Annotated in this window: 18 protein-coding genes; 10 read left to right on the top strand and 8 right to left on the bottom strand. The window is 68.4% G+C overall.

Annotated elements, in window-relative coordinates:
• Positions 1–32: 32 nt before the first annotated feature.
• On the top strand, positions 33–848 hold the full coding sequence (locus tag IPJ61_RS07185; RefSeq protein WP_297104732.1) for a hypothetical protein: 816 nt from the start codon (positions 33–35) through the stop codon (positions 846–848).
• A gap of 165 nt (positions 849–1,013) precedes the next feature.
• Here IPJ61_RS07185 and IPJ61_RS07180 read toward each other — a convergent pair whose 3' ends face one another.
• The 6 genes from IPJ61_RS07180 to uvrB all read right to left on the bottom strand — a co-directional run bounded on the left by IPJ61_RS07180 (position 1,014) and on the right by uvrB (position 6,349).
• Positions 1,014–1,289, bottom strand: a complete 276-nt coding sequence (locus tag IPJ61_RS07180) for a DUF1540 domain-containing protein (protein ID WP_297104729.1) — start codon at positions 1,287–1,289, stop codon at positions 1,014–1,016.
• A 154-nt stretch (positions 1,290–1,443) separates the two neighbouring features.
• Positions 1,444–2,256, bottom strand: a complete 813-nt coding sequence (locus IPJ61_RS07175) for an ABC transporter permease (RefSeq protein WP_297104725.1) — start codon at positions 2,254–2,256, stop codon at positions 1,444–1,446.
• A gap of 88 nt (positions 2,257–2,344) precedes the next feature.
• Positions 2,345–3,226, bottom strand: a complete 882-nt coding sequence (locus IPJ61_RS07170) for an ATP-binding cassette domain-containing protein (protein WP_297104722.1) — start codon at positions 3,224–3,226, stop codon at positions 2,345–2,347.
• A gap of 89 nt (positions 3,227–3,315) precedes the next feature.
• A complete protein-coding gene (locus IPJ61_RS07165; protein ID WP_297104719.1) occupies positions 3,316–3,819 on the bottom strand; it encodes a Clp protease N-terminal domain-containing protein in 504 nt (167 codons plus the stop codon).
• The gene (locus IPJ61_RS07160; RefSeq protein ID WP_297104716.1) at positions 3,812–4,048 is read right to left on the bottom strand and encodes a hypothetical protein; all 237 of its coding nucleotides are present in this window, start codon (positions 4,046–4,048) and stop codon (positions 3,812–3,814) included. The genes IPJ61_RS07165 and IPJ61_RS07160 overlap by 8 nt, the downstream gene beginning before the upstream one ends.
• 237 nt (positions 4,049–4,285) lie before the next feature.
• A complete protein-coding gene (gene uvrB, locus IPJ61_RS07155) occupies positions 4,286–6,349 on the bottom strand; it encodes an excinuclease ABC subunit UvrB (protein ID WP_297104715.1) in 2,064 nt (687 codons plus the stop codon).
• Between the two features lie 97 nt (positions 6,350–6,446).
• On the opposite strand from uvrB, the gene IPJ61_RS07150 reads away from it, so the two are divergent.
• Positions 6,447–7,094, top strand: coding sequence for a hypothetical protein (locus IPJ61_RS07150; RefSeq protein WP_297104712.1), 648 nt, complete (start codon positions 6,447–6,449; stop codon positions 7,092–7,094).
• Between the two features lie 40 nt (positions 7,095–7,134).
• Here IPJ61_RS07150 and IPJ61_RS07145 read toward each other — a convergent pair whose 3' ends face one another.
• Complete coding sequence (locus IPJ61_RS07145) at positions 7,135–7,821, bottom strand: maleylpyruvate isomerase family mycothiol-dependent enzyme (protein WP_297104710.1); 687 nt, start codon at positions 7,819–7,821, stop codon at positions 7,135–7,137.
• Positions 7,822–7,847: 26 nt separating this feature from the next.
• Here IPJ61_RS07145 and uvrA point away from each other — a divergent pair, with 26 nt between their 5' ends.
• Positions 7,848–10,691, top strand: a complete 2,844-nt coding sequence (uvrA, locus tag IPJ61_RS07140) for an excinuclease ABC subunit UvrA (protein WP_297104707.1) — start codon at positions 7,848–7,850, stop codon at positions 10,689–10,691.
• Positions 10,692–10,694: 3 nt separating this feature from the next.
• On the opposite strand, the gene IPJ61_RS07135 is transcribed toward uvrA, so the two are convergent.
• Positions 10,695–11,351 carry a hypothetical protein gene (locus IPJ61_RS07135; protein WP_297104704.1) on the bottom strand — a complete coding sequence of 219 codons (657 nt, stop codon included), beginning with the start codon at positions 11,349–11,351 and terminating at the stop codon, positions 10,695–10,697.
• A gap of 103 nt (positions 11,352–11,454) precedes the next feature.
• Here IPJ61_RS07135 and uvrC point away from each other — a divergent pair, with 103 nt between their 5' ends.
• The 7 genes from uvrC to IPJ61_RS07100 all read left to right on the top strand — a co-directional run bounded on the left by uvrC (position 11,455) and on the right by IPJ61_RS07100 (position 19,793).
• A complete protein-coding gene (uvrC, locus tag IPJ61_RS07130) occupies positions 11,455–13,374 on the top strand; it encodes an excinuclease ABC subunit UvrC (protein WP_297104701.1) in 1,920 nt (639 codons plus the stop codon).
• Between the two features lie 99 nt (positions 13,375–13,473).
• Positions 13,474–14,052, top strand: coding sequence for a hypothetical protein (locus tag IPJ61_RS07125; protein WP_297104699.1), 579 nt, complete (start codon positions 13,474–13,476; stop codon positions 14,050–14,052).
• A 110-nt stretch (positions 14,053–14,162) separates the two neighbouring features.
• Entirely contained in the window at positions 14,163–14,759 is a 597-nt protein-coding gene (locus IPJ61_RS07120; protein WP_297104695.1) for a biotin transporter BioY, read from the top strand.
• On the top strand, positions 14,756–15,454 hold the full coding sequence (locus IPJ61_RS07115) for an energy-coupling factor ABC transporter ATP-binding protein (RefSeq protein WP_297104693.1): 699 nt from the start codon (positions 14,756–14,758) through the stop codon (positions 15,452–15,454). The genes IPJ61_RS07120 and IPJ61_RS07115 overlap by 4 nt, the downstream gene beginning before the upstream one ends.
• Positions 15,451–16,077 carry an energy-coupling factor transporter transmembrane component T family protein gene (locus IPJ61_RS07110; protein ID WP_297104691.1) on the top strand — a complete coding sequence of 209 codons (627 nt, stop codon included), beginning with the start codon at positions 15,451–15,453 and terminating at the stop codon, positions 16,075–16,077. Before IPJ61_RS07115 ends, IPJ61_RS07110 begins: the two co-directional genes overlap by 4 nt.
• Before the next feature lie 126 nt (positions 16,078–16,203).
• Entirely contained in the window at positions 16,204–18,030 is a 1,827-nt protein-coding gene (locus IPJ61_RS07105) for an ABC transporter ATP-binding protein (RefSeq protein ID WP_297104688.1), read from the top strand.
• A complete protein-coding gene (locus tag IPJ61_RS07100) occupies positions 18,027–19,793 on the top strand; it encodes an ATP-binding cassette domain-containing protein (protein WP_297104685.1) in 1,767 nt (588 codons plus the stop codon). The genes IPJ61_RS07105 and IPJ61_RS07100 overlap by 4 nt, the downstream gene beginning before the upstream one ends.
• The last annotated feature ends 2 nt before the right edge of the window (positions 19,794–19,795 follow it).

Raw genomic sequence — 19,795 nt, 5'->3', positions numbered from 1 at the left:
TAATTGCCTGGCGAGGATGGAGACAGCGCGGCATGACCACGTCGTACGAGCACCACTCGGTTGCAGCCGACCCAAGGGCCGTCTCGCTTGCCCTCCGCATGCTGCAAGGTGCGGGCGCCGCGTCGCTCTACGCCTATCGCTTGGATGAGTCGGTCGAGTTCCTCGCGCACGGCCTGCTGTCCGACGGCACGCTGGTCGTCGCCGCCGCTCCAGAGGGCATGCTCGGAACGCTGGCGCCCGGCTTCGAGGTGGAAGTGCGGATGGACATCGTGAAGAAGACGCCGGATCCGTCCGTCGCGATCGTCGCGGGTTCGACCCACCTGCTCGGCAGCCTCGGCTGGGTCGCGCGCAGGGAGATGGCGGCGCTGGTCTCGAGCGGTGAGTTGCCGCCCCTTGTGGAGGCGACGCTCGGGCTTCCTGGCGCCCGGCTGGGCTTCGTCGAGGTGGAGAAGGTCGTGCTGCACGACCTCACCGGCGCCACCGTCATCCCGCTCGACGCGCTGAGCCGCCCGTTCACCGTCGTCGAGGACGAGCACGCCGCGTTCGATGCCATCGCGCGCTACGACCAGGCGGCGCTCAAGGATCTCTGCTGGGCGGTGATGGTGGAGCGGGTCCCGGGCGTCGTGGTCAACAAGGGCGCGCTGCCGAACGTCTGCGAGCACACCGCGGACCGCGTGTTCTGCGTCGACATCGATCCCAACGGAGTCACGGTGATGCTCGTCAGCCGCCAGGAGACGCTGGTGATCCACGCCTGCTTCGACGCCCCCGCCGCGTCGCAGAGCGAACTTGAGGACCGGATCACGCGCCTCATGAAAGACTCGGCCCCGCTGCCCATCCGGCGCATCTGACAAGCGTGGTCGAGAGCGCGTGGGCCCCGTTTCGACGGGGCCCACGCACTCGTTTCCCGGGGCCGATGAGTCCAGCGCCCGCTGCGCGTCGCGGACGTCTTCGTCCCGAGCACGCCAAAAGGCCCCGCTTTCGCGGGGCCTCTCTGGGTAAAGGGGTGGTTCGGCTCAGCGGGCCTGGTAGGTGAGGCAGGCAGCCGAATCGGAGATGTCGACGCCCTCGGCGGTGCACATCAGGTCGGCGTTGTGCACGCACTCGAGGCGCTGGCACGCCCCGACGTGACCGTCGGCCGTCGGCAGGCCGCCGCGCGCGTCGAGCGTGAGGAACGTGATGCAGGAGGCCTTCTCGGCTCCGGCGATGGTGACGGCGAAAGCCGTGCAGCCGCCCGCGTTGTAGGCGCAGGACGTGGTGGCGCAGGTCTTGATGTTGGTGATGGTGCTCATGGCGGTTTCCCCTTCTTCCTTGCGCATCTGACGAACCAAACATTACGAATTACGCACGAGGCCGTCAAGACAGGGAAACCTTACTTCACAAGGACTTTTGCGCGAAACACTGCCGATTTTAAATACCGAGAAGGTTCGTAAATAGGGGTTGGTGTCAGGCCTTGCGCATGTAGGCGTGCACGGTGAGCGGCGCGAAGACCGCCACAACGACCGCGGCGCCCAGCAGCGCGATGGTCACGTCGCCGGTTGCTTGGGTCCCGTTGGCGAGCGCTCGGGTGCCGCTGATGAGGTGCGACACCGGGTTGGCGGTGGCAAACCAGCGCAGCCAGCTCGGGAGCGTTTCGATCGGGACGAAGGCGTTCGAGAGGAACGTCAACGGGAAGAGAACAAGGAAGGACAGCGACTGCACCGTGGTCGCCGAGCGGGACACCACGCCCAGGAGGGCGAAGATCCAGCTGATCGCCCACGAGCACGCGACTACCAGCAGCCCGGCGAGCAGGACGCCGACGACCCCGCCCGCCGGGCGGTAGCCGATCGCCATTCCGACGACGAAGGTCATGGCGGTGGCGACGGCGTAGCGCAGGGTGTCGGCGAGCAGCGCCCCGGCCAGCGGCGCGATTCGAGCGATCGGGAGGGTGCGGAACCGGTCGAAGACCCCGGTGTCCATGTCCTCGCGCAGCTGTACGCCCGTCACGACCGACGTCGTGATGACCGTCTGCACGAGGATGCCCGGGATCAGCGTGGGCAGGTAGGAGCCGACGTCGCCTGCGATGGCGCCGCCGAAGAGGAAGGCGAACATCACGGTGAAGATGACGGGTTGGAGGATAACGTCGGCCCATTGCTCGGGCGTCCTTCGGACGCGCAGGAGGGAGCGCCAGGCCATGGTGAGGGTATCGCGCAGCGCCTGTGCGGCGGACGCGTGGGCCGTGAGGGTTCTGTCGGAGACGGGGGTGATGGTGGCGGTCATGCCGCGACCTCCTCTGCGGTGTTGGCGGGTGCGCCGGTGATGGCGAGGAAGACCTCGTCGAGTGTGGGCTGCTGGACGCTCAGCCCGATCAGGTGGAGCCTCTATCCCGGAGCGCGATGAGCAGGTCGGTGACACGGTCGGCGTCGGCCATGGGGGCCGTCACCTTGGCCGCCTCGGGAGAGAGCGTGGGGCGCGTGCCGAGGACGGCTTCGACAATCTCGGCGGCACCCGGCGCGTCGGTCGCCGAGGCAAGGGCGAGCTGGAGCGTCGAGGTGCCCACCGACGACTTCAGTTCGTCGGAGGTGCCCTCGGCTACGACGCGCCCACGGTCGATGACGGCGATCCTGTCGGCGAGCTGGTCCGCCTCATCGAGGTACTGCGTGGTGAGTAGCACCGTCGAGCCGGTAGCGACCAGCGCGCGGATGGTGTTCCACATCTGGCCACGCGTGCGTGGGTCCAAGCCTGTGGTGGGTTCGTCCAGGAAGAGCAGAGGGGGTTGCGCGATGAGCGAGGCCGCGAGATCGAGTCGGCGGCGCATGCCGCCGGAGAACTGGGAGAGGGGCTTACGGGCGGCCTCTGTTAGGGCGAAGCTCTCCAGGAGTTCGTCGGACTTGGCGCGCGCCGCGCGGGTGCTCAGCCCGAGCAGCCGGCCGAAGATGACGAGGTTCTCGGTGGCGGAGAGCTTCTCGTCGACGCTCGCGTACTGGCCGGTGACGCCGACCAGCTGGCGGACCTGGTGGGACTCGCGGACGATGTCGTGGCCGAAGACGCGGGCGCTGCCGCCGTCGGGTTTGAGGAGGGTGGCGAGCATGGAGAGGGTGGTGGTCTTGCCTGCCCCGTTGGGGCCGAGGACGCCGTAGACGCTGCCCTCGGCGACGCGGAGGTCGACGCCGTCGACGGCTCGGTTGGTGCCGAAGAGCTTGACGAGGCTGTCGGCCTCGATCGCCCACGGCGTGGAGTGAGAATGCATGGTCGAGTTCCTTTCAGGCGCGCCCGTTAGAGCGCGATGGGGAGCGGACCGCCCGTGTGGGCGTCCGCGGGAGAGTCGTGGTGCGGGGCTTAGGAGGCGGGGCCTCGGGCTGTGGATAGGAGGCGCTCACGGTCGATGCCGGCGTAGGCGAGCGCGCGGGGTACGGTGCCGTATTCCAGGTCGAGCAGGCCTGCCAGGAGATCGAGTTGCCGGAACGCCCGCGGGTCGCGTCGGCCGCTGCTGCGGGCCAGATGTGCCCCACGGTTGATCACGTCGCGCAGGGTCGACCCCCACCGGGCCTTGGTGATGGGCAGTCGGGTCGGCCGGAGGTGCTCCGCAGCTGCGGGGTCGACGCCGGCCGCCCTGAGTGAGTGGGCACGCTCGGCCTTGAGGGCGGCGAGGGTGCCTGCGTGGTCGAGGCCAACCTCGGCGAGGAGTGCTCCCGCCGGCGTGAGTGGTTCCGCGGCCAGCGCGAGGAGGAGGTGCTCGGCCTCGGTGGTGGCGAGGCCCAGGCGCTGAGCCTCGACGGCCGCCCCCATGAGCGTGGCCCGCGCGCTTTGGCCGAGGTCCGGCAGGCCCGACGGGTCACTCATTTCGCCTCCTCAAGGGGATGCCGGTCGCCGCGAGTCGCCGGGAGTGGCGCTTGTGGACCGCCTGCCGCGTGACGCCGAGGGCCTCGGCGACTTGTATCCAGGTCCAGCCCTCCGCGAGCGCGTGCTCGACCGCGGCGTCCTCCCTGAGTTCCACGAGCTCGCGCAATGCGAGCACCGCCGCGAGCTCGTCGGCGACGCCGCCGATCGGGGCGGGTTGTTCCTTTGCCATGCAAGCAACTGTAGTTGCCTATTGAGGACTAAGCAACCTGAGTTGCTTAGAAGTTCCAAGATGAGAAGGTCTGCGAGACCCTCCCAGGCTAGGCGAGGCTTGCGCTGGATTGGACGGTGCCGGGCGGCGGCTCGACGTCGATCCGGTCGTGGTCTATCGGAAGCGGAGGCCATGAGCATTCCGAACGAGACGTACAGCATGTCGACGCTCGCTTGTTCGTGACCAAGGTTAACCGTGCTACTTGTTCGCCTCGATCATCTGGCGGAGTTCCTTCTTCAGGTCGGAGATCTCGTCGCGGTGTCGGGCCGCGACCTCGAACTGGAGCTCCGATGCCGCCTGGTGCATCTGCTCGGTCAGGTCCTGGATGAGCTGGCGCAAGTCGCCGATGGCCATCGACGACGGGTCGAGGCCCTTGCCGCGGCCCGGCTTTCCTGTGCCGGCGGCGCCCAGCAGCTCATCGGTGTCCGCGTCCTCCCGGGCCAGCATCTCGGTGACGTCGGCGATGCGCTTACGCAGCGGCTGTGGGTCGATGCCGTTCTCGGTGTTGTACGCAACCTGAATGGCGCGGCGGCGGTTGGTCTCCTCGATCGCGGCCTCCATCGATGGCGTGATCTTGTCCGCGTACATGTGGACCTGGCCTGCGACGTTACGGGCGGCGCGGCCGATGGTCTGGATCAGCGAGCGCGCCGAGCGTAGGAAGCCCTCCTTGTCGGCGTCGAGGATGGCGACAAGCGACACCTCCGGCAGGTCGAGGCCCTCGCGGAGCAGGTTGATGCCCACCAACACGTCGTACTCGCCCAGCCGCAACTCGCGCAGCAGCTCGATGCGCCGGATGGTGTCGATGTCGGAGTGGAGGTAGCGCGTCTTGATGCCGTGGTCCATCAGGTAGTCGGTCAGGTCCTCGGCCATCTTCTTCGTCAGCGTGGTGACGAGCACGCGCTCGTTGCGCTCCACGCGCAGCTTCACCTCCGCCATGAGGTCGTCGATCTGGCCCTTCGTGGGCTTGAGGATCACCTCGGGGTCGACGAGGCCTGTCGGGCGAATGATCTGCTCGACGATGCCGGTGGCCCGCTCCATCTCGTATGGGCCCGGTGTCGCGGACAGGTAGACGGTCTGGCCGATGCGCTCGACGAACTCGTCGAACTTCAGCGGCCGGTTGTCCATGGCGCTGGGTAGCCGGAACCCGTGCTCCACCAGCGTCCGCTTACGGGAGGCGTCGCCCTCGTACATGCCGCCGATCTGCGGGATGGACACGTGCGATTCGTCGACGACGAGCACGAAGTCCTCGGGGAAGTAGTCCAGGAGGCACGACGGCGCGGAGTGCGCCTGGCGGCCGTCGATGTGGCGTGAGTAGTTCTCGATGCCGGAGCAGGTGCCGATCTGGCGCATCATCTCGATGTCGTAGCTGGTGCGCATGCGCAGCCGCTGCGCCTCTAGGAGCTTCCCCTGCGCCTCGAACTCTGTCAGCCGCGTTGTCAGCTCTGTCTCGATGCCCCCGATGGCGCGCTCCATCCTCTCGGCGCCTGCGGAGTAGTGCGTGGCGGGGAAGACGTAGGCTTCCTGCTCCTCGAGGATGACGGTGCCGGTGAGCGGGTGCATGGTGGCGATGCGCTCGATCTCGTCGCCGAAGAACTCCACCCGCAGCGCGTTCTCCTCGTACATGGGGAAGATCTCGACGGTGTCGCCTTTGACGCGGAACGTGCCGCGGCCGCCGCCGATGTCGTTGCGCGCGTACTGGATGTCGACGAGGTGCCGCAGGAGCGCGTCGCGGTCGAACCGGTCACCGACGCGCAGCGTGACCCGCTGCTCCAGGTACTCCTCGGGGGTGCCGAGGCCGTAGATGGCAGACACCGTCGCGACGACGATGACGTCGCGCCTCGTCAGCAGAGAGCTGGTGGCCGCGTGCCGCATCCGCTCTACCTCCTCGTTCAACGAAGAGTCCTTCTCGATGTAGGTGTCCGTCTGTGGCAGGTACGCCTCGGGCTGGTAGTAGTCGTAGTAGGAGACGAAGTACTCGATGGCGTTGTTGGGCATGAGTTCGCGCAGCTCCGTGGCGAACTGCGCGGCCAGCGTCTTGTTCGGCTGCATGACGAGCATGGGCCGCTGCAGCCGCTCGGCCAGCCAGGCCACCGTCGCCGTCTTTCCCGTGCCCGTCGCGCCCAGCAGCACGACGTCCTTCTCGCCCGCGCTCAGCCGGCGTTCCAGGTCCGCGATGGCGGTGGGCTGGTCCCCGGACGGCGTGTAGTCCGAGATCACCTCAAAGGGGGCCACTTGGCGCTGGAGTTCCTCGATCGGTCGCATTCCACCAGCCTAGTGAGGGCCTCCGACAATTTCCGTTCGCTCACTGACGCGGGCTCAAGAGGCCGGTGAGCTCGGGGCAGCGGTGCTAGGTTGAGTCATGCACGATTCATCCCTTTTGTCGGGCCCGATGTCTCGTCGCGCGGTGCTCGGGGCGGGGGCGGCGGTCGCGGGGACGTTCATGGTTGGCGGCTGCGCGCCCGAGAAGCGCGTCGCCCCGAAGGTCACGTCCCAGGCCTTACGGGTCTGGCGGTACGGATCCTTGAGTGAGCTCGCCGAGGACTCGACGGCGATCGTCGTGGTGAAGGTCACCGGGGACAGGTGGAGGACGGGGCCCTACTCGGACAGCAAGCATCGCCTCGTCACGGTCACGCTGACGCGCCTCATCTCCGGCGAGTTGAGCGTGGGATCCGATCAGGGAACGGAGTTCCTCGTCTACGACGCCGTTGGCACCGATGTGGAGGGCGACCCGGCATTGGCCACTGGATGGTCCTTCGTGATGTTCCTGCAGCCCATGGCCTACGGCGTCAACGATCCGCACCCCGACGGCGCGTACGTCCAGATCGGCGGGCCCTCGGGGGCGTTCGCAGAGGTTGAGGATGGCGTCTTCTACCGGATCGACGAGGAGGCCCCGGGCTTGCCCGCCCGCGTTCCGCTGGCCGATATCAAGTCCCTTCAGGCAGGAAAGGCCGAGGAACAGGTCCTCGCCGAGGGGGCAGCAGGTCAGCGCGGGATGGGTGATCGATAGCGAGGTCGCTGCGCGACCTGGGTGACGCGCACCCGCCGGGTCAGGACTCCCGGATCAGCCGGTCCGACTCGACGCCGCGGGCGAGCCAGGCCGTGAGGTCCGCGGCCGGGCCGCGAAGGGTCTCGCGGTCGCCGTCGGGGCCGACGGTCCCCTCGTAGCCTTCGTCCGCCACCAAGAGCGTGGGCGGGATGTCGGGGTGGGCGCCGATGCGCCAGACCTGGAACTTCAGCAGTGCGCGGGCGATGCCCGGGGCCAGGTCGTCGTCGGAGAGCCGCCAGCCGAGGTCGATGTGATGCAGGACGACCTCGCTGAGGCGGGCGAGCGGGATGGTGGAGGCCGACACCCGGTAGCCGGAACGCAGTTCGACCTGCTGGTCGTCGTCCTCAAGCCCGGCCAGCTTGCTCTGCAACTCGCTCGCGCTGGTGTCGAGGCCGATCTGCAGCTCAAGCCCGCTGCCAAGGGCCCCTAGCTCCATCGAGCGGCGGCGCGACTCCTCGGACTCGTACATGCGCAGCGGGGTCCCGGCGTGCAGGCCGTCGATCACGCGAATCATGCCGCGGGCGCCGTCGGCGAGGTGCGCGGCGACGTGGCTGCGCGTCCATCCGGTAAGCGCTGTGGGTTCGGCCCAGTCGTCGGCGGAGTAGCCGATCGTCGTGCCCAGGAGCATCGAGGTGTGCTCGCGCACCGCGTCAAGGACCGCGGAAAACGGCGCACGAAGTTTCGGCATGGGGCCAAAGTTAGCAAACCCGTACCATGGCGGGCGTGAATGATCGGCTGATCGTGCGCGGAGCACGCGTACATAACCTGAAGAACGTCTCCCTCGACCTGCCCAGGGACGCGCTGATCGTCTTCACGGGGCTCAGCGGTTCGGGCAAGTCCTCCTTGGCGTTCGACACGATCTTCGCGGAGGGGCAGCGCCGCTACGTCGAGTCGCTTTCCGCCTATGCGCGCATGTTCCTCGGGCAGATGGACAAGCCCGACGTCGACTTCATCGAGGGCCTCTCGCCGGCCGTGTCGATCGATCAGAAGTCGACAAGCCGTAACCCGCGGTCCACCGTCGGCACCATCACCGAGGTCTACGACTACCTCCGCCTCCTGTACGCACGCATCGGCGTGCCGCACTGTGAAGTGTGCGGCGCCGTGATCGGGCGGCAGACGCCGCAGCAGATCGTCGACCGGCTGATGTCCGAGGAAGAGGGCACGCGCTTCCAGATCCTCGCGCCGCTGGTCCGGGGCAGGAAGGGCGAGCACGCCGAGCTGTTCCGGCAGCTCATCGCCGACGGTTACAGCCGCGTCCGCATCGACAAGGCCACCTACCCGCTGACCGAGCTGCCGTCGATCGACAAGAACCGCAAACACGACATCGAGGTCGTCGTCGACCGCGCCGTCGTCCGGCCGAACGCCAAGCAGCGCATCACCGAGTCCATCGAGACCGCGCTGGGCCTCGCGTCCGGCGTCGTCACCATCGACTGGGTCGACCTCCCCGCCGACGACCCCGAGCGCGAGCGCCGCTTCTCCGAGAAGATGGGCTGCCCCAACGAGCACGACGTCAACATCGACGAGCTCGAGCCGCGCCAGTTCTCGTTCAACGGCCCCTGGGGCGCCTGCCCCGAGTGCTCTGGTCTCGGCACCCTGCTCGACCCCGACCCCGAGCTGATCATCCCCAACGAGGACCTCTCGCTCGACGACGGCGCGATTGCGCCCTGGACCGCGCCCACCGTCAAGGCGCACTATGCGCACGTGTTGGGCTCGCTCGCCGAGGAGCATGGCTTCGCGACATCGACACCGTGGCGGAAGCTCCCCGTCGCCGCACGCGCCACGCTGCTGCACGGCGCGAAGGGGAACGTCGTCGTCAGCTATCGAAACAGGTTCGGCCGCGTGCGCTCGTTCTCGCAGCGCTACGAGGGCGTCATCCCGTTCATCCGGCGCCGCTACGACGAGGCGGAGACCGACTCGGCGCGCGACCGCTGGGGCGGCTACATGCGCGAGGTCGCCTGCCCGGCGTGCAAGGGCACGCGGCTCAAGCCGTCGTCGCTGGCCGTGACCGTCGCCGACCGCACGATCGCCGAGCTGTCCGACATGTCGATCGGCGAGGCGGCCGACTTCCTCCGCGGCCTCCAGCTCACCGAGCGTGAGGCGGCGATCGCGGCGCGGCTGATCAAGGAGATCAACCTGCGGCTGAAGTTCCTGCTCGACGTCGGTCTTGACTACCTGACGCTCTCGCGGGCCTCCGGCACGCTCTCCGGAGGCGAGGCGCAGCGGATCCGTTTGGCGACGCAGATCGGCTCCGGCCTCGTCGGGGTGCTGTACGTCCTCGATGAGCCGTCGATCGGTCTGCACCAGCGCGACAACCTGCGCCTGATCGAGACGCTGCACCGGCTCCGCGACCTGGGTAACACCCTGATCGTCGTCGAGCACGACGAGGACACGATCCGCGCGGCCGACTGGGCCGTCGACATCGGCCCGGGCGCAGGCGAGGGCGGCGGCGAGGTCGTCGTCTCCGGGCCCGTCTCGGAGTTGCTGGCTAATCCCGAGTCGAAGACCGGCGCTTACCTCTCCGGGCGGCTCGAGATCCCCGTCCCGGCCATCCGGCGTCCGGGCAACGGGAGCCGCATCGTCGTGAAGGGGGCGCGCGAGCACAACCTGCGCGGCATCGACGTCGCGTTCCCGCTGGGCACGTTCATCGCTGTGACGGGCGTGTCCGGGTCGGGCAAGTCGTCGCTGGTGAACTCCATCCTCTACACCGCGGCGGCCAAGGCGATCTACGGCTCGAAGGCCGTTCCCGGTCGCCACAAGGTGTTGGAGGGCTTGGACAACATCGACAAGGTGATCCAGGTCGACCAGTCCCCGATCGGCCGCACTCCGCGCTCCAACCCCGCCACCTACACCGGCGTGTTCGACAAGATCCGCGCGCTGTTCGCGCAGACGCCCGAGGCGAAGGTCCGCGGCTACATGCCCGGGAGGTTCTCGTTCAACGTCAAGGGCGGGCGCTGCGAGAACTGCATGGGCGACGGCACCATCAAGATCGAGATGAACTTCCTCCCGGACGTCTACGTGCCGTGCGAGGTGTGCCACGGCGCGCGCTACAACCGCGAGACGCTCCAGGTGCACTACAAGGGCAAGACCATCGCGGAGGTGCTGGACATGCCCATCAGCGAGGCCGTCGAGTTCTTCGAGTCGATTCCGGCCATCGCACGCTTCCTGCGGACGCTGACGGAGGTCGGCTTGGGCTACGTGCGGCTCGGGCAGCCGGCGACGACGCTTTCCGGCGGGGAGGCGCAGCGCGTGAAGCTGTCTGCTGAGCTGCAGAAGCGCTCGACGGGCCGCACGCTCTACGTGCTCGACGAGCCGACGACAGGCCTGCACTTCGAGGACATCAGGCGTCTGCTCGCGGTGCTGCAACGCCTCGTCGACGCGGGCAACACCGTCGTCACCATCGAGCACAACCTGGACGTCATCAAGTCCGCGGACTGGATCATCGACATGGGCCCCGACGGTGGCTCTCGCGGCGGCACCGTCGTCGCGAAGGGCACCCCTGAACAGATCGCGGGGACGGAGACCTCCGCGACCGGCCAGTTCCTCCGCCCGCTGTTGTAGCAGTCAGCTGGGGACGACGGGGCGGGACGACTCCGGGTGAATGCGAGCGGCGGCGTACGTGCCGGCGAAGTAGGATACCAGGCCGACGACCAGGAACGGGAGCGCCTGGAGCGCCAAGCCCAGCAGGCGGTTCTGCACGATGTCGAGCGACTCGTGGGCGAAGGCGGTCACCCCGTCGTTTCCACCCTCACAGAAAACCCGGTAGCCTCCCTCGGAGACGTGGAAGAGGCTGGCCTCCATCGGTGGGTTGCCCGGCAGGGAGATCGGACGCTGGGGGATGTCGACGCCGTCGAGGTCCGTGATGGAGCAGACGGGCAACGTCTTGGCCTCATTGGTCAGTGCGTAGTTGCCGTCGCGCAGGATGGTGATGGAGCCGTCGGCGCCTGGCACGTAGCGCTGCGCGAGGAACGACCCGGGCATGGACGTCATGGAGCCGAGCGTCAGCGCGACACCGATCGCGAGCAGCAGGATGGCCAGCACGGTGGTGGACACACGCACGAGGAAGGCGTACCGGCCGCGGCGGCGGAAGTCTGCGAGTTGCGCCTGGTAAGCGGTGGTCTCGGCGTGTCGGGCGGCAGGGTCATCGAAGCGCCATTCGACGGCGTGCGGCTCCCTTTTCAAGCCGGTCGGGCGCACGTCTCGATCCACTTTGTTCGACATGCCATGAGCCTACTCCCGCTCGCGGGGCTCAGCCAGAGCCGATACGGGTGCCGCGGCGTCGTCGGACCGTTGTCGGAACGGACCCGACGTATGATCGGGGACCATGGCCGACCCCGCGACGTATCGCCCCGCGCCGGGGAGCATCCCTACGGACCCCGGCGTCTACAGGTTCTTCGACGCGTTCGGAAATGTCATCTACGTCGGTAAGGCCAAGAGTCTGCGGCAGCGGCTCAACTCCTACTTCGCCGATCCCGCCGGCCTGCACTTCCGCACCCAGACCATGGTGCGGACGGCCGCGAAGGTCGAGTGGACGGTTGTCGCCAACGAACTCGAGGCGCTGCAGCTCGAGTACACGTGGATCCAGCAGTTCGACCCGCGGTTCAACGTCAAGTACCGCGACGACAAGTCCTACCCGTGGCTTGCGGTCACCATGAACGAGGAGTTCCCCCGGGTATTCGTCGGCCGCGGCGCCAAGAAGAAGGGCGTGCGCTACTTCGGGCCGTTCGGCAAGGCGTGGGCCATTCGCGACACCGTCGACCTGCTCCTGCGGGTCTTCCCGATGCGGAGCTGCACGCAGGGCGTCTTCAACCGGGCGAAGGCCTCGGGGCGCCCGTGCCTGCTGGGCGACATCGGCAAGTGCTCCGCGCCCTGCGTAGGGCGTGTCTCCAAGGAGGAGCATCGCGAGATCGCGGAGGACTTCTGTTCGTTCATGGGCGGCAACACTGGCGGGATCATCGGGAGGATCGAGCGCCAGATGTATCAGGCGTCGGCCGACCTGAACTTCGAGCGCGCCGCCGTCCTCCGCGACTCGCTCACCGCGCTGAAGAGCGTGCAGGAGAAGAACTCCGTCGTGCTGACCGACGGCCTTCGCGCCGACGTCGTGGGCCTCGCTGACGACGGGCAGCAGGTCGCCGTGCAGGTGTTCCACGTCGTCGACGGCCGCATCCTCGGCGAGCGCGGCTGGATCGCCGACCGTGCCGACGACCGCTCGCTCACCGATCTACTCGAGGCTTTCCTCGAACAGCTGTACGCCGAGGACCAGGAGATCCCGCCGCACATCCTTGCCTCCGTGGAGGCGGAGACGACGGTGGCGGCTCACCTCAGCGCGCGGCGCGGGGCCGGCGTCAGCATCAGGGTGCCGCTACGGGGGGAGAAGCGTCGGTTGCTCGACACCGCCGTCCGCAACGCCGAGATGGCCCTCGACCAGGCCCGCCTCCATCGCGCCACCGACCTGACGACGCGCAACACCGCCCTCGACGAGGTGGCAGAGGCGCTCGATCTCGCGCAGCCGCCGCTGCGGATCGAGTGTTACGACATCTCGCACACCATGGGCACCGAGGTCGTCGGGTCGATGGTGGTGTTCGAGGACGGCATGCCGCGGCGCAGCCAGTACCGGCGGTTCCTGATCAAGAGCTTCGAGGGCAGCAACGACGTCGCGGCCATGGATGAGGTGCTGAGCAGGCGCCTGCGTCGCCTCGTCGACGACCGGGCCTCCGAGGTCAAGGTCGACGCCACAACCGGCGAGGCGGCCCGGTTCTCGTACCCGCCCGCGCTGGTCGTCGTCGACGGCGGCCTACCGCAGGTCAACGCCGCGGCCGAGGTGCTCCGGCGCTTTGGCCTGGAGGACGAGATTGCCTTGTGCGGGCTGGCCAAGCGACTGGAGGAGGTGTGGCTGCCGGGGGAGGAGTACCCGCTCATCCTCCCGCGCGCGTCCGAGGGGTTGTACCTGCTGCAGCGGCTGCGCGACGAGGCCCACCGTTTCGCGATCACGCACCACCGCTCGCGGCGGGCGAAGAACCTGGTGGAGTCCGTGCTGGACGACGTCCCCGGGCTCGGCGAACTGCGGCGCAAGGCGCTGCTGACCTACTTCGGGTCGCTGCGGAAGCTGCGTCAGGCCACGGTCGAGGAGATCGCGGAGGTGCCGGGCTTCGGCCCGACGCTCGCGGCGGCGGTCAAGGCTGCGCTCGCGGGCACCGGCGGCGAGGCGATCAACCTCACCACCGGCGAGGTCACGGAGCTCTAGACGTCTTTCCCTAGGTGCGCCCGCGCGAAAGACACATCCGTCATGGTGGGACCATGGTCTCCTGGGCGTATCAGTGCCCGTCGCGCGCTGGGAGATGAAATGAAGAAGCTCCGTGGCTCCGCCGTCATCTGGGTGGTGCTGGTAGCGCTGGTGGCGGCATGCAGTCCGGCGGATCCCTACCTGGAGGACGACGACCCGCCTCCCGCCGTCGTTTCGCTCGATCCCGATGCATGGACGGGTGGCGTTGTCTACCACGAAGCCAGCGACTGGTTCGACATCACCGTCTATCCGGCGAGGCTTGTCAGTGAGGAGGGGACGAAGGAGCTCGTCTACCGTCTCGAGGTTGACACCAAAGCCGACCGCGGCTTCGACGGCTTCTACATCACTCTGCTCCCGGACCCACAGCTGGATCCCTACCTCGCGGCGGGGAGACCGCTTCTGCCGTTGCCGAAGTTCGACATGGTTCCCGCAGACGCTCCGACGAAAGGCAGCGAGGCAAAGGGAGCAAGTGCGGAGGTCCGACGACTATTGAGCGATGAGGGCTCGATGGGTGATGCTGGCCTCGAGTACGCCGACATCGTCCACATCGGACGGAACTTTGAGCTGTGGCTCAGATGGGACGGCGGGGAGGAGCGGCTAGCGTTGACTACCGACGTCATCGATGAGTTGGGGCAGTGAGTTTCGAGTCCTACCTCTGCGGCGACAGCGGGCGGCGCGCTTTGCGGGGGCGTGTTGAACACTGTTCAACTTCTGGTGTTAGATGATGTCATCGACCTTGGAGGACTGCCATGACCAGCCACGTTGACGCCCCCGCCGCACGGCGTGCGGCCACGCCCGCCGATCTCGCCTACATCGCCGTCTTCGCCGCCCTGTTGGCCGCGCTGTCGCTGACGCCCGCGATCCCCATCGGCATCGTCCCCGTCCCGATCACGCTCCAGCTCACCGGCGTGGCGCTGGCGGGACTCTGCCTCGGCTGGTGGCGCGGCGCCGCAGCCGTCGGTTTGTACGTCCTTGTCGGGCTCGCGGGGCTTCCCGTCTTCGCCGGTGGCAAGGCCGGCATCGGGGTGCTGTTCGGCCCGACGGGCGGGTACCTCGTGGGCTTCGTCCTCTCCGCCGCCCTCATCGGGTACCTGGCGCAGAACGTCGTCCGGCGCGGGCTTTCGGCGTCCACCGTGCTGTGGTTCTTCCTCGCGTGTGCGGTGAGCCGCGTCGTCATCGTCTGGCCGCTGGGCGCGCTCGGCATGGCGCGCGCCGCGGGCATGCCGGTTGGCACGGCGTTCCTCACCGACCTCGCGTTCTGGGTCCCCGACATGATCAAGTACGCCATCGCCGCGGTCCTCTCCCTCGCCGTGCACAAGGCCTTCCCGAGGCTTCTCGCCCGATGATCGAGCTGCGCGCGGTCAGTGTCGTGATCCCGGCTTGGCGCCAGGGTGAGGCCGATCGCGTGCTGCTCGACGACATCTCGCTGACGTTGCCGGAGCACCGGATCGCCGTCGTCGGGGCCAACGGTTCCGGGAAGTCGACCCTGCTCCGCCTCCTCAACGGGCTGCGTACCCCGACGTCGGGCAGCGTTCGTGTCGACGGGCTGGACAGCGTTGCCGACGCGAAGCGACTGCGTCAGCGGGTCGGCTTCGTCTTCACGGATCCGCTTGCGCAGCTGCTGATGTCGACGCCCGTGGAGGACGTCGCGCTCAGCCTGCAAGGCCGGATCCGGGACAAGAAGGAGCGCACGCTCCGGGCGTTGGGCCTGCTGGAGGAGCGCGGTGTCGGTCACGTGGCGCACCAGAGCATCTACGACCTGAGCGGGGGAGAGCGCCAGCTCGTCGCGCTCACCAGCGTGCTCGCGGTCGAGCCTCGCGTGATCGTCGCCGATGAGCCGACGACGCTGCTGGACCTCCGCAACAGGCAGGCGCTGCGCCGCACACTGGCCGGGCTGGAACAGCAGGTCATCTACTCCACGCACGACCTCGAGTTCGCCGCCGACGCCGACCGCGTCGTCGTCATCGACGACGGTCGCGTCCTCGCCGACGGCGTGCCCGCAGAGGCGATCGACGCGTATGTCGGGGCGATGGCCCGATGAACGCGCACACCAGCCTGCTCGGCGTCTTCGAGCCCGGCGACGGGTGGCTGTTCCGGCTCCCCATCGGGGCGAAGTACCTGCTGATGCTGACGCTGGCCATCGCGCCGATCCTCGTCGGGTCGTGGTGGGCGACCCTCTTCGCGGTCGCGGCCCTGACGGCGCTGCTGCTGACCTCCGCTGTTCCCCTGCGCCGGATCTTCGCCATCGGCTGGTACCTGTGGATTCTGCTCGCCGTGCTCGTGATCTACCAGCTGATCTCGCTGCGGCCTGAACAGGCCGTCGTCGTTCCGGGCAACCTGCTCGCCGCGGTGCTGGCGGCGCGGATGCTGACGCTGACGACGTCGACCCCGGACCTGATGGACGCTTTGACCCGCGCGCTGTCGCCTCTCCGCTGGATTCGGGTGAACCCGCAGGCGGTGACGCTGACCGTGGCGTTGATGATCCGTTCGATCCCGTTCCTCGCGGGCGCCGTCCAGGACGCCCGCGACGCCGCCCGCGCCCGGGGCAAGGACCGCAACCCCGCGCTGCTCCTGACGCCCGCGGTCGTCGGCGCGGTCGCCTACGCGGAACGCACAGGCGAGGCCCTCCACGCCCGCGGCCTTCCGGAGGATCCCTCTACTTAGGTGGGGACCCGCGCAAGGCTGATCATGGAGCTTTGGTGGGAGTTGTATCGGCGTGCCGTAGAGTGTGCGACCCAGATGGCTAACGCGCGTTAGTCGTCGAACCGGCCGTTCGCGAGGAGGTGTGCGGTGCTTGCTCGGGTGCGGGACATGGTGGCGGAGCGGCGGCGGCTCCTCCGGCTTGTCCTCCTCGCGGCGCGGCCTCCTCTCCTACTGTATGGCGCGCTGGGCATGGTGACGGCGTTCGCGCCGGTGGCGACGTCCCTTCTGACGGGCCGGCTGGCCGAGCAGCTGAGGCGAGAGGGCGACGTCGGTCAGGCGGTGTGGGCCGGCGTCGGAGTCGCGGTCTCCATCGTGCTCCTGCAGCAGGCGCTCGCGTTCATCACTCCGTTGTCGACGTGGGTCGCCTCGTCGATCGACGGCCACATCCGGTCGCGGGTGCGGCACCTGGCGAGCGAGGTGCTGTCGTTCGCGACCGTGGAGAGCGCGGACTTCCAGTCCGATGCCTCACGCGCGTGCGACCCGGGTGCGCTGGACTGGCGAAGCCGAACAGCGGGCGCCGCAGCGGTCGGCCAGCTGTGGCTCACCTTTCGCGTCGCCTCCGCGCTGGCGCTTGGCGCGGTCATCGCGGCCTACAACGTCCCGGTGGCTGTGATCGCCGTCGTCGGGGCGTTCGCGATCCGGGCGATCATCCGCGCCGAGTGGGTGCCGTTCCTCCGCATCGTCGACGCCCACGCCGATGTCGCGCGGGAGGCCGACGAGATCTGGAAGTCGTTTGCCGAACCCAGGCATGCACGCGAGTTCGCCGTGTTCGCGTTCGGTTCGTGGCTGACGGACCAGTTCCGCATGAAGGCTACCTCCGCCAGCGCGGCGAGCATCCGGGCGCTCGTCAAGATCGTCCGTGAGCAATGGATCACGGGGTGCATCGCGTTCGCGATCGCGGTGATCGCGTTCCTCTGGCTGGGCATAGACGGTCTCTCTGGGCGCCTCTCCTCCTCCGACCTGGCGGTCGCCATGATCGCCGTCACAGGAACCATGAGCATGTCGTTCATGGGCTGGGAGGCCTGGGACATCGACTACGGGCTCGCGTCGATGCGTGCCCATGGGCGGATAGAGGCGTTGGCCGCCGCGCACGAGCGTGACCAGGAGCGCGGACCGCACCGGCGCCGGGTGGCGGCGGGCGCTCCCGCCCTCGGCATGGCGCCCCGGATCATCCTCGACCAGCTTGCCTTCGGATACCCCGGGCGAGGGGTCCTGGACTCGGTCTCCCTCGACATTCGTCCCGGCGAGCGCCTCGCCCTCGTGGGGCGCAACGGCGCGGGCAAGTCCACCCTCACGAAGCTGCTCGGCGGGCTCTACGAGCCGGCCTCCGGCAGCATCTCCTTCGACGGGCACCCGATCCACAGCGCCGAGGGCAGCCGCCTGGCGTCGGGCGTCGCGATCATGAACCAGGAGGCCCTACGCCTTCCGCTGGACATCAGGATGAACGTGACGCTGGGGGCGTCGGCGACAGACGAGGAAGTGTGGAGAGCGCTCGAGATCGCCGGGCTGGGGGAGCTGTTCAAGCGGCGGGGAATCACGTTGGCCACGCCGCTGTGGAACACGAACGAGGCCGCCACGGACCTCTCCGGTGGCCAGTGGCAGCGGCTGACCCTTGCGCGGGCGATCCTGGCGGCTCGGCGCGGCAAACGCGTGCTCATTCTCGACGAGCCCACCTCTCAGCTAGATGTTCGTGGCGAGACGGACTTCTACAACACGGTGATGGCCGAGCTCGCAGGCGTGACGGTCGTGCTGATCACGCATCGCCTATCGACGGTCCGACGCGCCGATCGCATCGCCTTGCTCGAAGAAGGGCGGATCTCCGAGATCGGCACCCATGACGAACTCCTCCAGCACGACGGGGCTTATGCCGCGATGTTCCGGGCGCAGGCAGACAGATTCCGGGAGATCGCATGAGGGCGGCGCTGGACGAAATGCGCCGAGCACTTCGTCTGGCGTGGGGATATGCGCCCGTCGCAATGGTGCTCGCCACCTTCCTCTCGCTGCTGACCGCCGTGTCGACGGCCGCGTCTGCGGCGGTTCAGCGAGCACTCGTCGATAGCGTCGGTCAGGCAAGCCTGGGGCGGATCGTGGTCCTCGCTCTCCTGGCCGGTCTTGTCTTCACGACATGGCTCGTCCTGCAGCGGCTCGGAGTGAACCTCTGGTCGATCGTGAACGACCGCACGGTTCCGGAGTTGCGGGCCCGGACGCTGGCCCTGATCGACGGTCGAGCGGAGTTCGAGTCGATCACCGACCCGGCCTTCCTCGACGACGTCGAGCGCCTGCGCAAGACCCCGCACGTTCCGATCGATCTGCCGTGGGTCGTGCTGTCGGCGACCAGGACGCTGATCGGCCTCGGGCTGTCGGTCGCGTTGCTGATCTCGGTGGACTGGCGGCTCAGCGTCATCGTCCTCGGCGCGCTGGCCTCGCTCGCCGTCTCCCTGCTCGCCTCCCGGAAGGAGATCCGCGAGATCGAGCTGCTGACGCTTCTCGAGCGCAACGAGCGCTATCTCCACGAGATCTGCGTCGAGCCCCGCGGGGTCGAGGAGATCCGGTCCTACGACTGCGGCCCCTCGCTCAGTTCCGCAGCCGCCGCGCTCCGGGTCGACATCGCCGCACGGCGCTTCAGGACCCAGCTCAGGGCGCTGTCCTGGGTGGGCGCGAGCTGGATCGTGCTGGGAGTCACGCTCGTCATCGGCCTCTTGACCGTCGCTGACGGGGTGCCGACGGGCGAGCACACCGTCGGAGACCTGGTCCTGGTGATCACGCTGTCCATCGCGTTGCGCGGTCAGTTGGCGGGCACCTTGGAGACCGTCAAGTCCGTCGCCCCGCTCTGGTCGGCGATGCAGGCGCTCGTCCGGCTGCGTGGGCGGGTCGGAGAGCGTCGGCCCCCGGCAGCGGCTCGGCGCGAGCTTCGCGAGGGCATCAGCCTCGACGGCGTGGAGTTCGCCTATGCACGATCGGATGCGCCCGTGCTGGCCGACGTCGACATGCGCCTGGAGCGCGGCTCGCTGATCGCCATCGTCGGCGAGAACGGGGCGGGGAAGACGACGCTGGCGAACCTCCTTCTCGGTCTGCTCGAGCCCACCCGTGGCCGGTTCCTCGTCGACGGGGGCGAGGTGGATCCGGCGGCCTGGCGTCAGCGGACATCTGAAGCCTTCCAGGACTTCATGAAGCCGCGTTTCACGGTGCGCGAGGCCGTGGGCATCGGAGAGCCGGCCAGGATCGACGACCGGGACGCTATTCAGGCGGCGATCGTCGTCGGCAACGCCGGCGACTTCGTCGCGAGTCTCCCTGACGGAATCGACACATCGCTTGCCCCACGCCAGGGCACGGACCTCTCGCACGGGCAGTGGCAGTTGATTGCCCTGGCACGCTCAAGGATGCGCGAGGCCCCCCTGCTCCTGGTGCTCGACGAGCCGACCTCCGCCCTGGACGCTCACGCTGAGTTCGAGCTCTTCCAGTCCTTCGCCGCCGCCGCGCGCGAGGCCGCGGCCGCCCGCGGCGCGATCTCGGTGATGATCTCGCACCGGTACTCCGCTGCGTACCTCGCCGATCGGATCCTCGTCGTGGACGAAGGACAGATCATCGAGCAAGGGAGCCATGCGGAACTCATGGCCCTGAACGGCCGCTACCGCGAGATGTTTGACCTTCAGCGGATCGCCTACCTCGGCTCCTGACA

It is taken from the genome of Tessaracoccus sp. (assembly GCF_016714275.1).
GTDB lineage: Bacteria > Actinomycetota > Actinomycetes > Propionibacteriales > Propionibacteriaceae > Arachnia.
Note: the sequence above shows the minus strand (reverse complement) of the source record. Positions and strands in the feature narration are given on the sequence as shown.

Coding starts and splice junctions, on each gene's coding strand:
- uvrA (WP_297104707.1), top strand. CDS start 7,848: ATGGCGGGCGTGAATGATCGGCTGATCGTGCGCGGAGCACGCGTACAT.
- IPJ61_RS07120 (WP_297104695.1), top strand. CDS start 14,163: ATGACCAGCCACGTTGACGCCCCCGCCGCACGGCGTGCGGCCACGCCC.
- IPJ61_RS07170 (WP_297104722.1), bottom strand. CDS start 3,226: ATGCATTCTCACTCCACGCCGTGGGCGATCGAGGCCGACAGCCTCGTC.
- IPJ61_RS07135 (WP_297104704.1), bottom strand. CDS start 11,351: ATGTCGAACAAAGTGGATCGAGACGTGCGCCCGACCGGCTTGAAAAGG.
- uvrB (WP_297104715.1), bottom strand. CDS start 6,349: ATGCGACCGATCGAGGAACTCCAGCGCCAAGTGGCCCCCTTTGAGGTG.
- IPJ61_RS07150 (WP_297104712.1), top strand. CDS start 6,447: ATGCACGATTCATCCCTTTTGTCGGGCCCGATGTCTCGTCGCGCGGTG.
- uvrC (WP_297104701.1), top strand. CDS start 11,455: ATGGCCGACCCCGCGACGTATCGCCCCGCGCCGGGGAGCATCCCTACG.
- IPJ61_RS07100 (WP_297104685.1), top strand. CDS start 18,027: ATGAGGGCGGCGCTGGACGAAATGCGCCGAGCACTTCGTCTGGCGTGG.
- IPJ61_RS07185 (WP_297104732.1), top strand. CDS start 33: ATGACCACGTCGTACGAGCACCACTCGGTTGCAGCCGACCCAAGGGCC.
- IPJ61_RS07125 (WP_297104699.1), top strand. CDS start 13,474: ATGAAGAAGCTCCGTGGCTCCGCCGTCATCTGGGTGGTGCTGGTAGCG.
- IPJ61_RS07160 (WP_297104716.1), bottom strand. CDS start 4,048: ATGGCAAAGGAACAACCCGCCCCGATCGGCGGCGTCGCCGACGAGCTC.
- IPJ61_RS07180 (WP_297104729.1), bottom strand. CDS start 1,289: ATGAGCACCATCACCAACATCAAGACCTGCGCCACCACGTCCTGCGCC.
- IPJ61_RS07145 (WP_297104710.1), bottom strand. CDS start 7,821: ATGCCGAAACTTCGTGCGCCGTTTTCCGCGGTCCTTGACGCGGTGCGC.
- IPJ61_RS07165 (WP_297104719.1), bottom strand. CDS start 3,819: ATGAGTGACCCGTCGGGCCTGCCGGACCTCGGCCAAAGCGCGCGGGCC.
- IPJ61_RS07110 (WP_297104691.1), top strand. CDS start 15,451: ATGAACGCGCACACCAGCCTGCTCGGCGTCTTCGAGCCCGGCGACGGG.
- IPJ61_RS07175 (WP_297104725.1), bottom strand. CDS start 2,256: ATGACCGCCACCATCACCCCCGTCTCCGACAGAACCCTCACGGCCCAC.
- IPJ61_RS07115 (WP_297104693.1), top strand. CDS start 14,756: ATGATCGAGCTGCGCGCGGTCAGTGTCGTGATCCCGGCTTGGCGCCAG.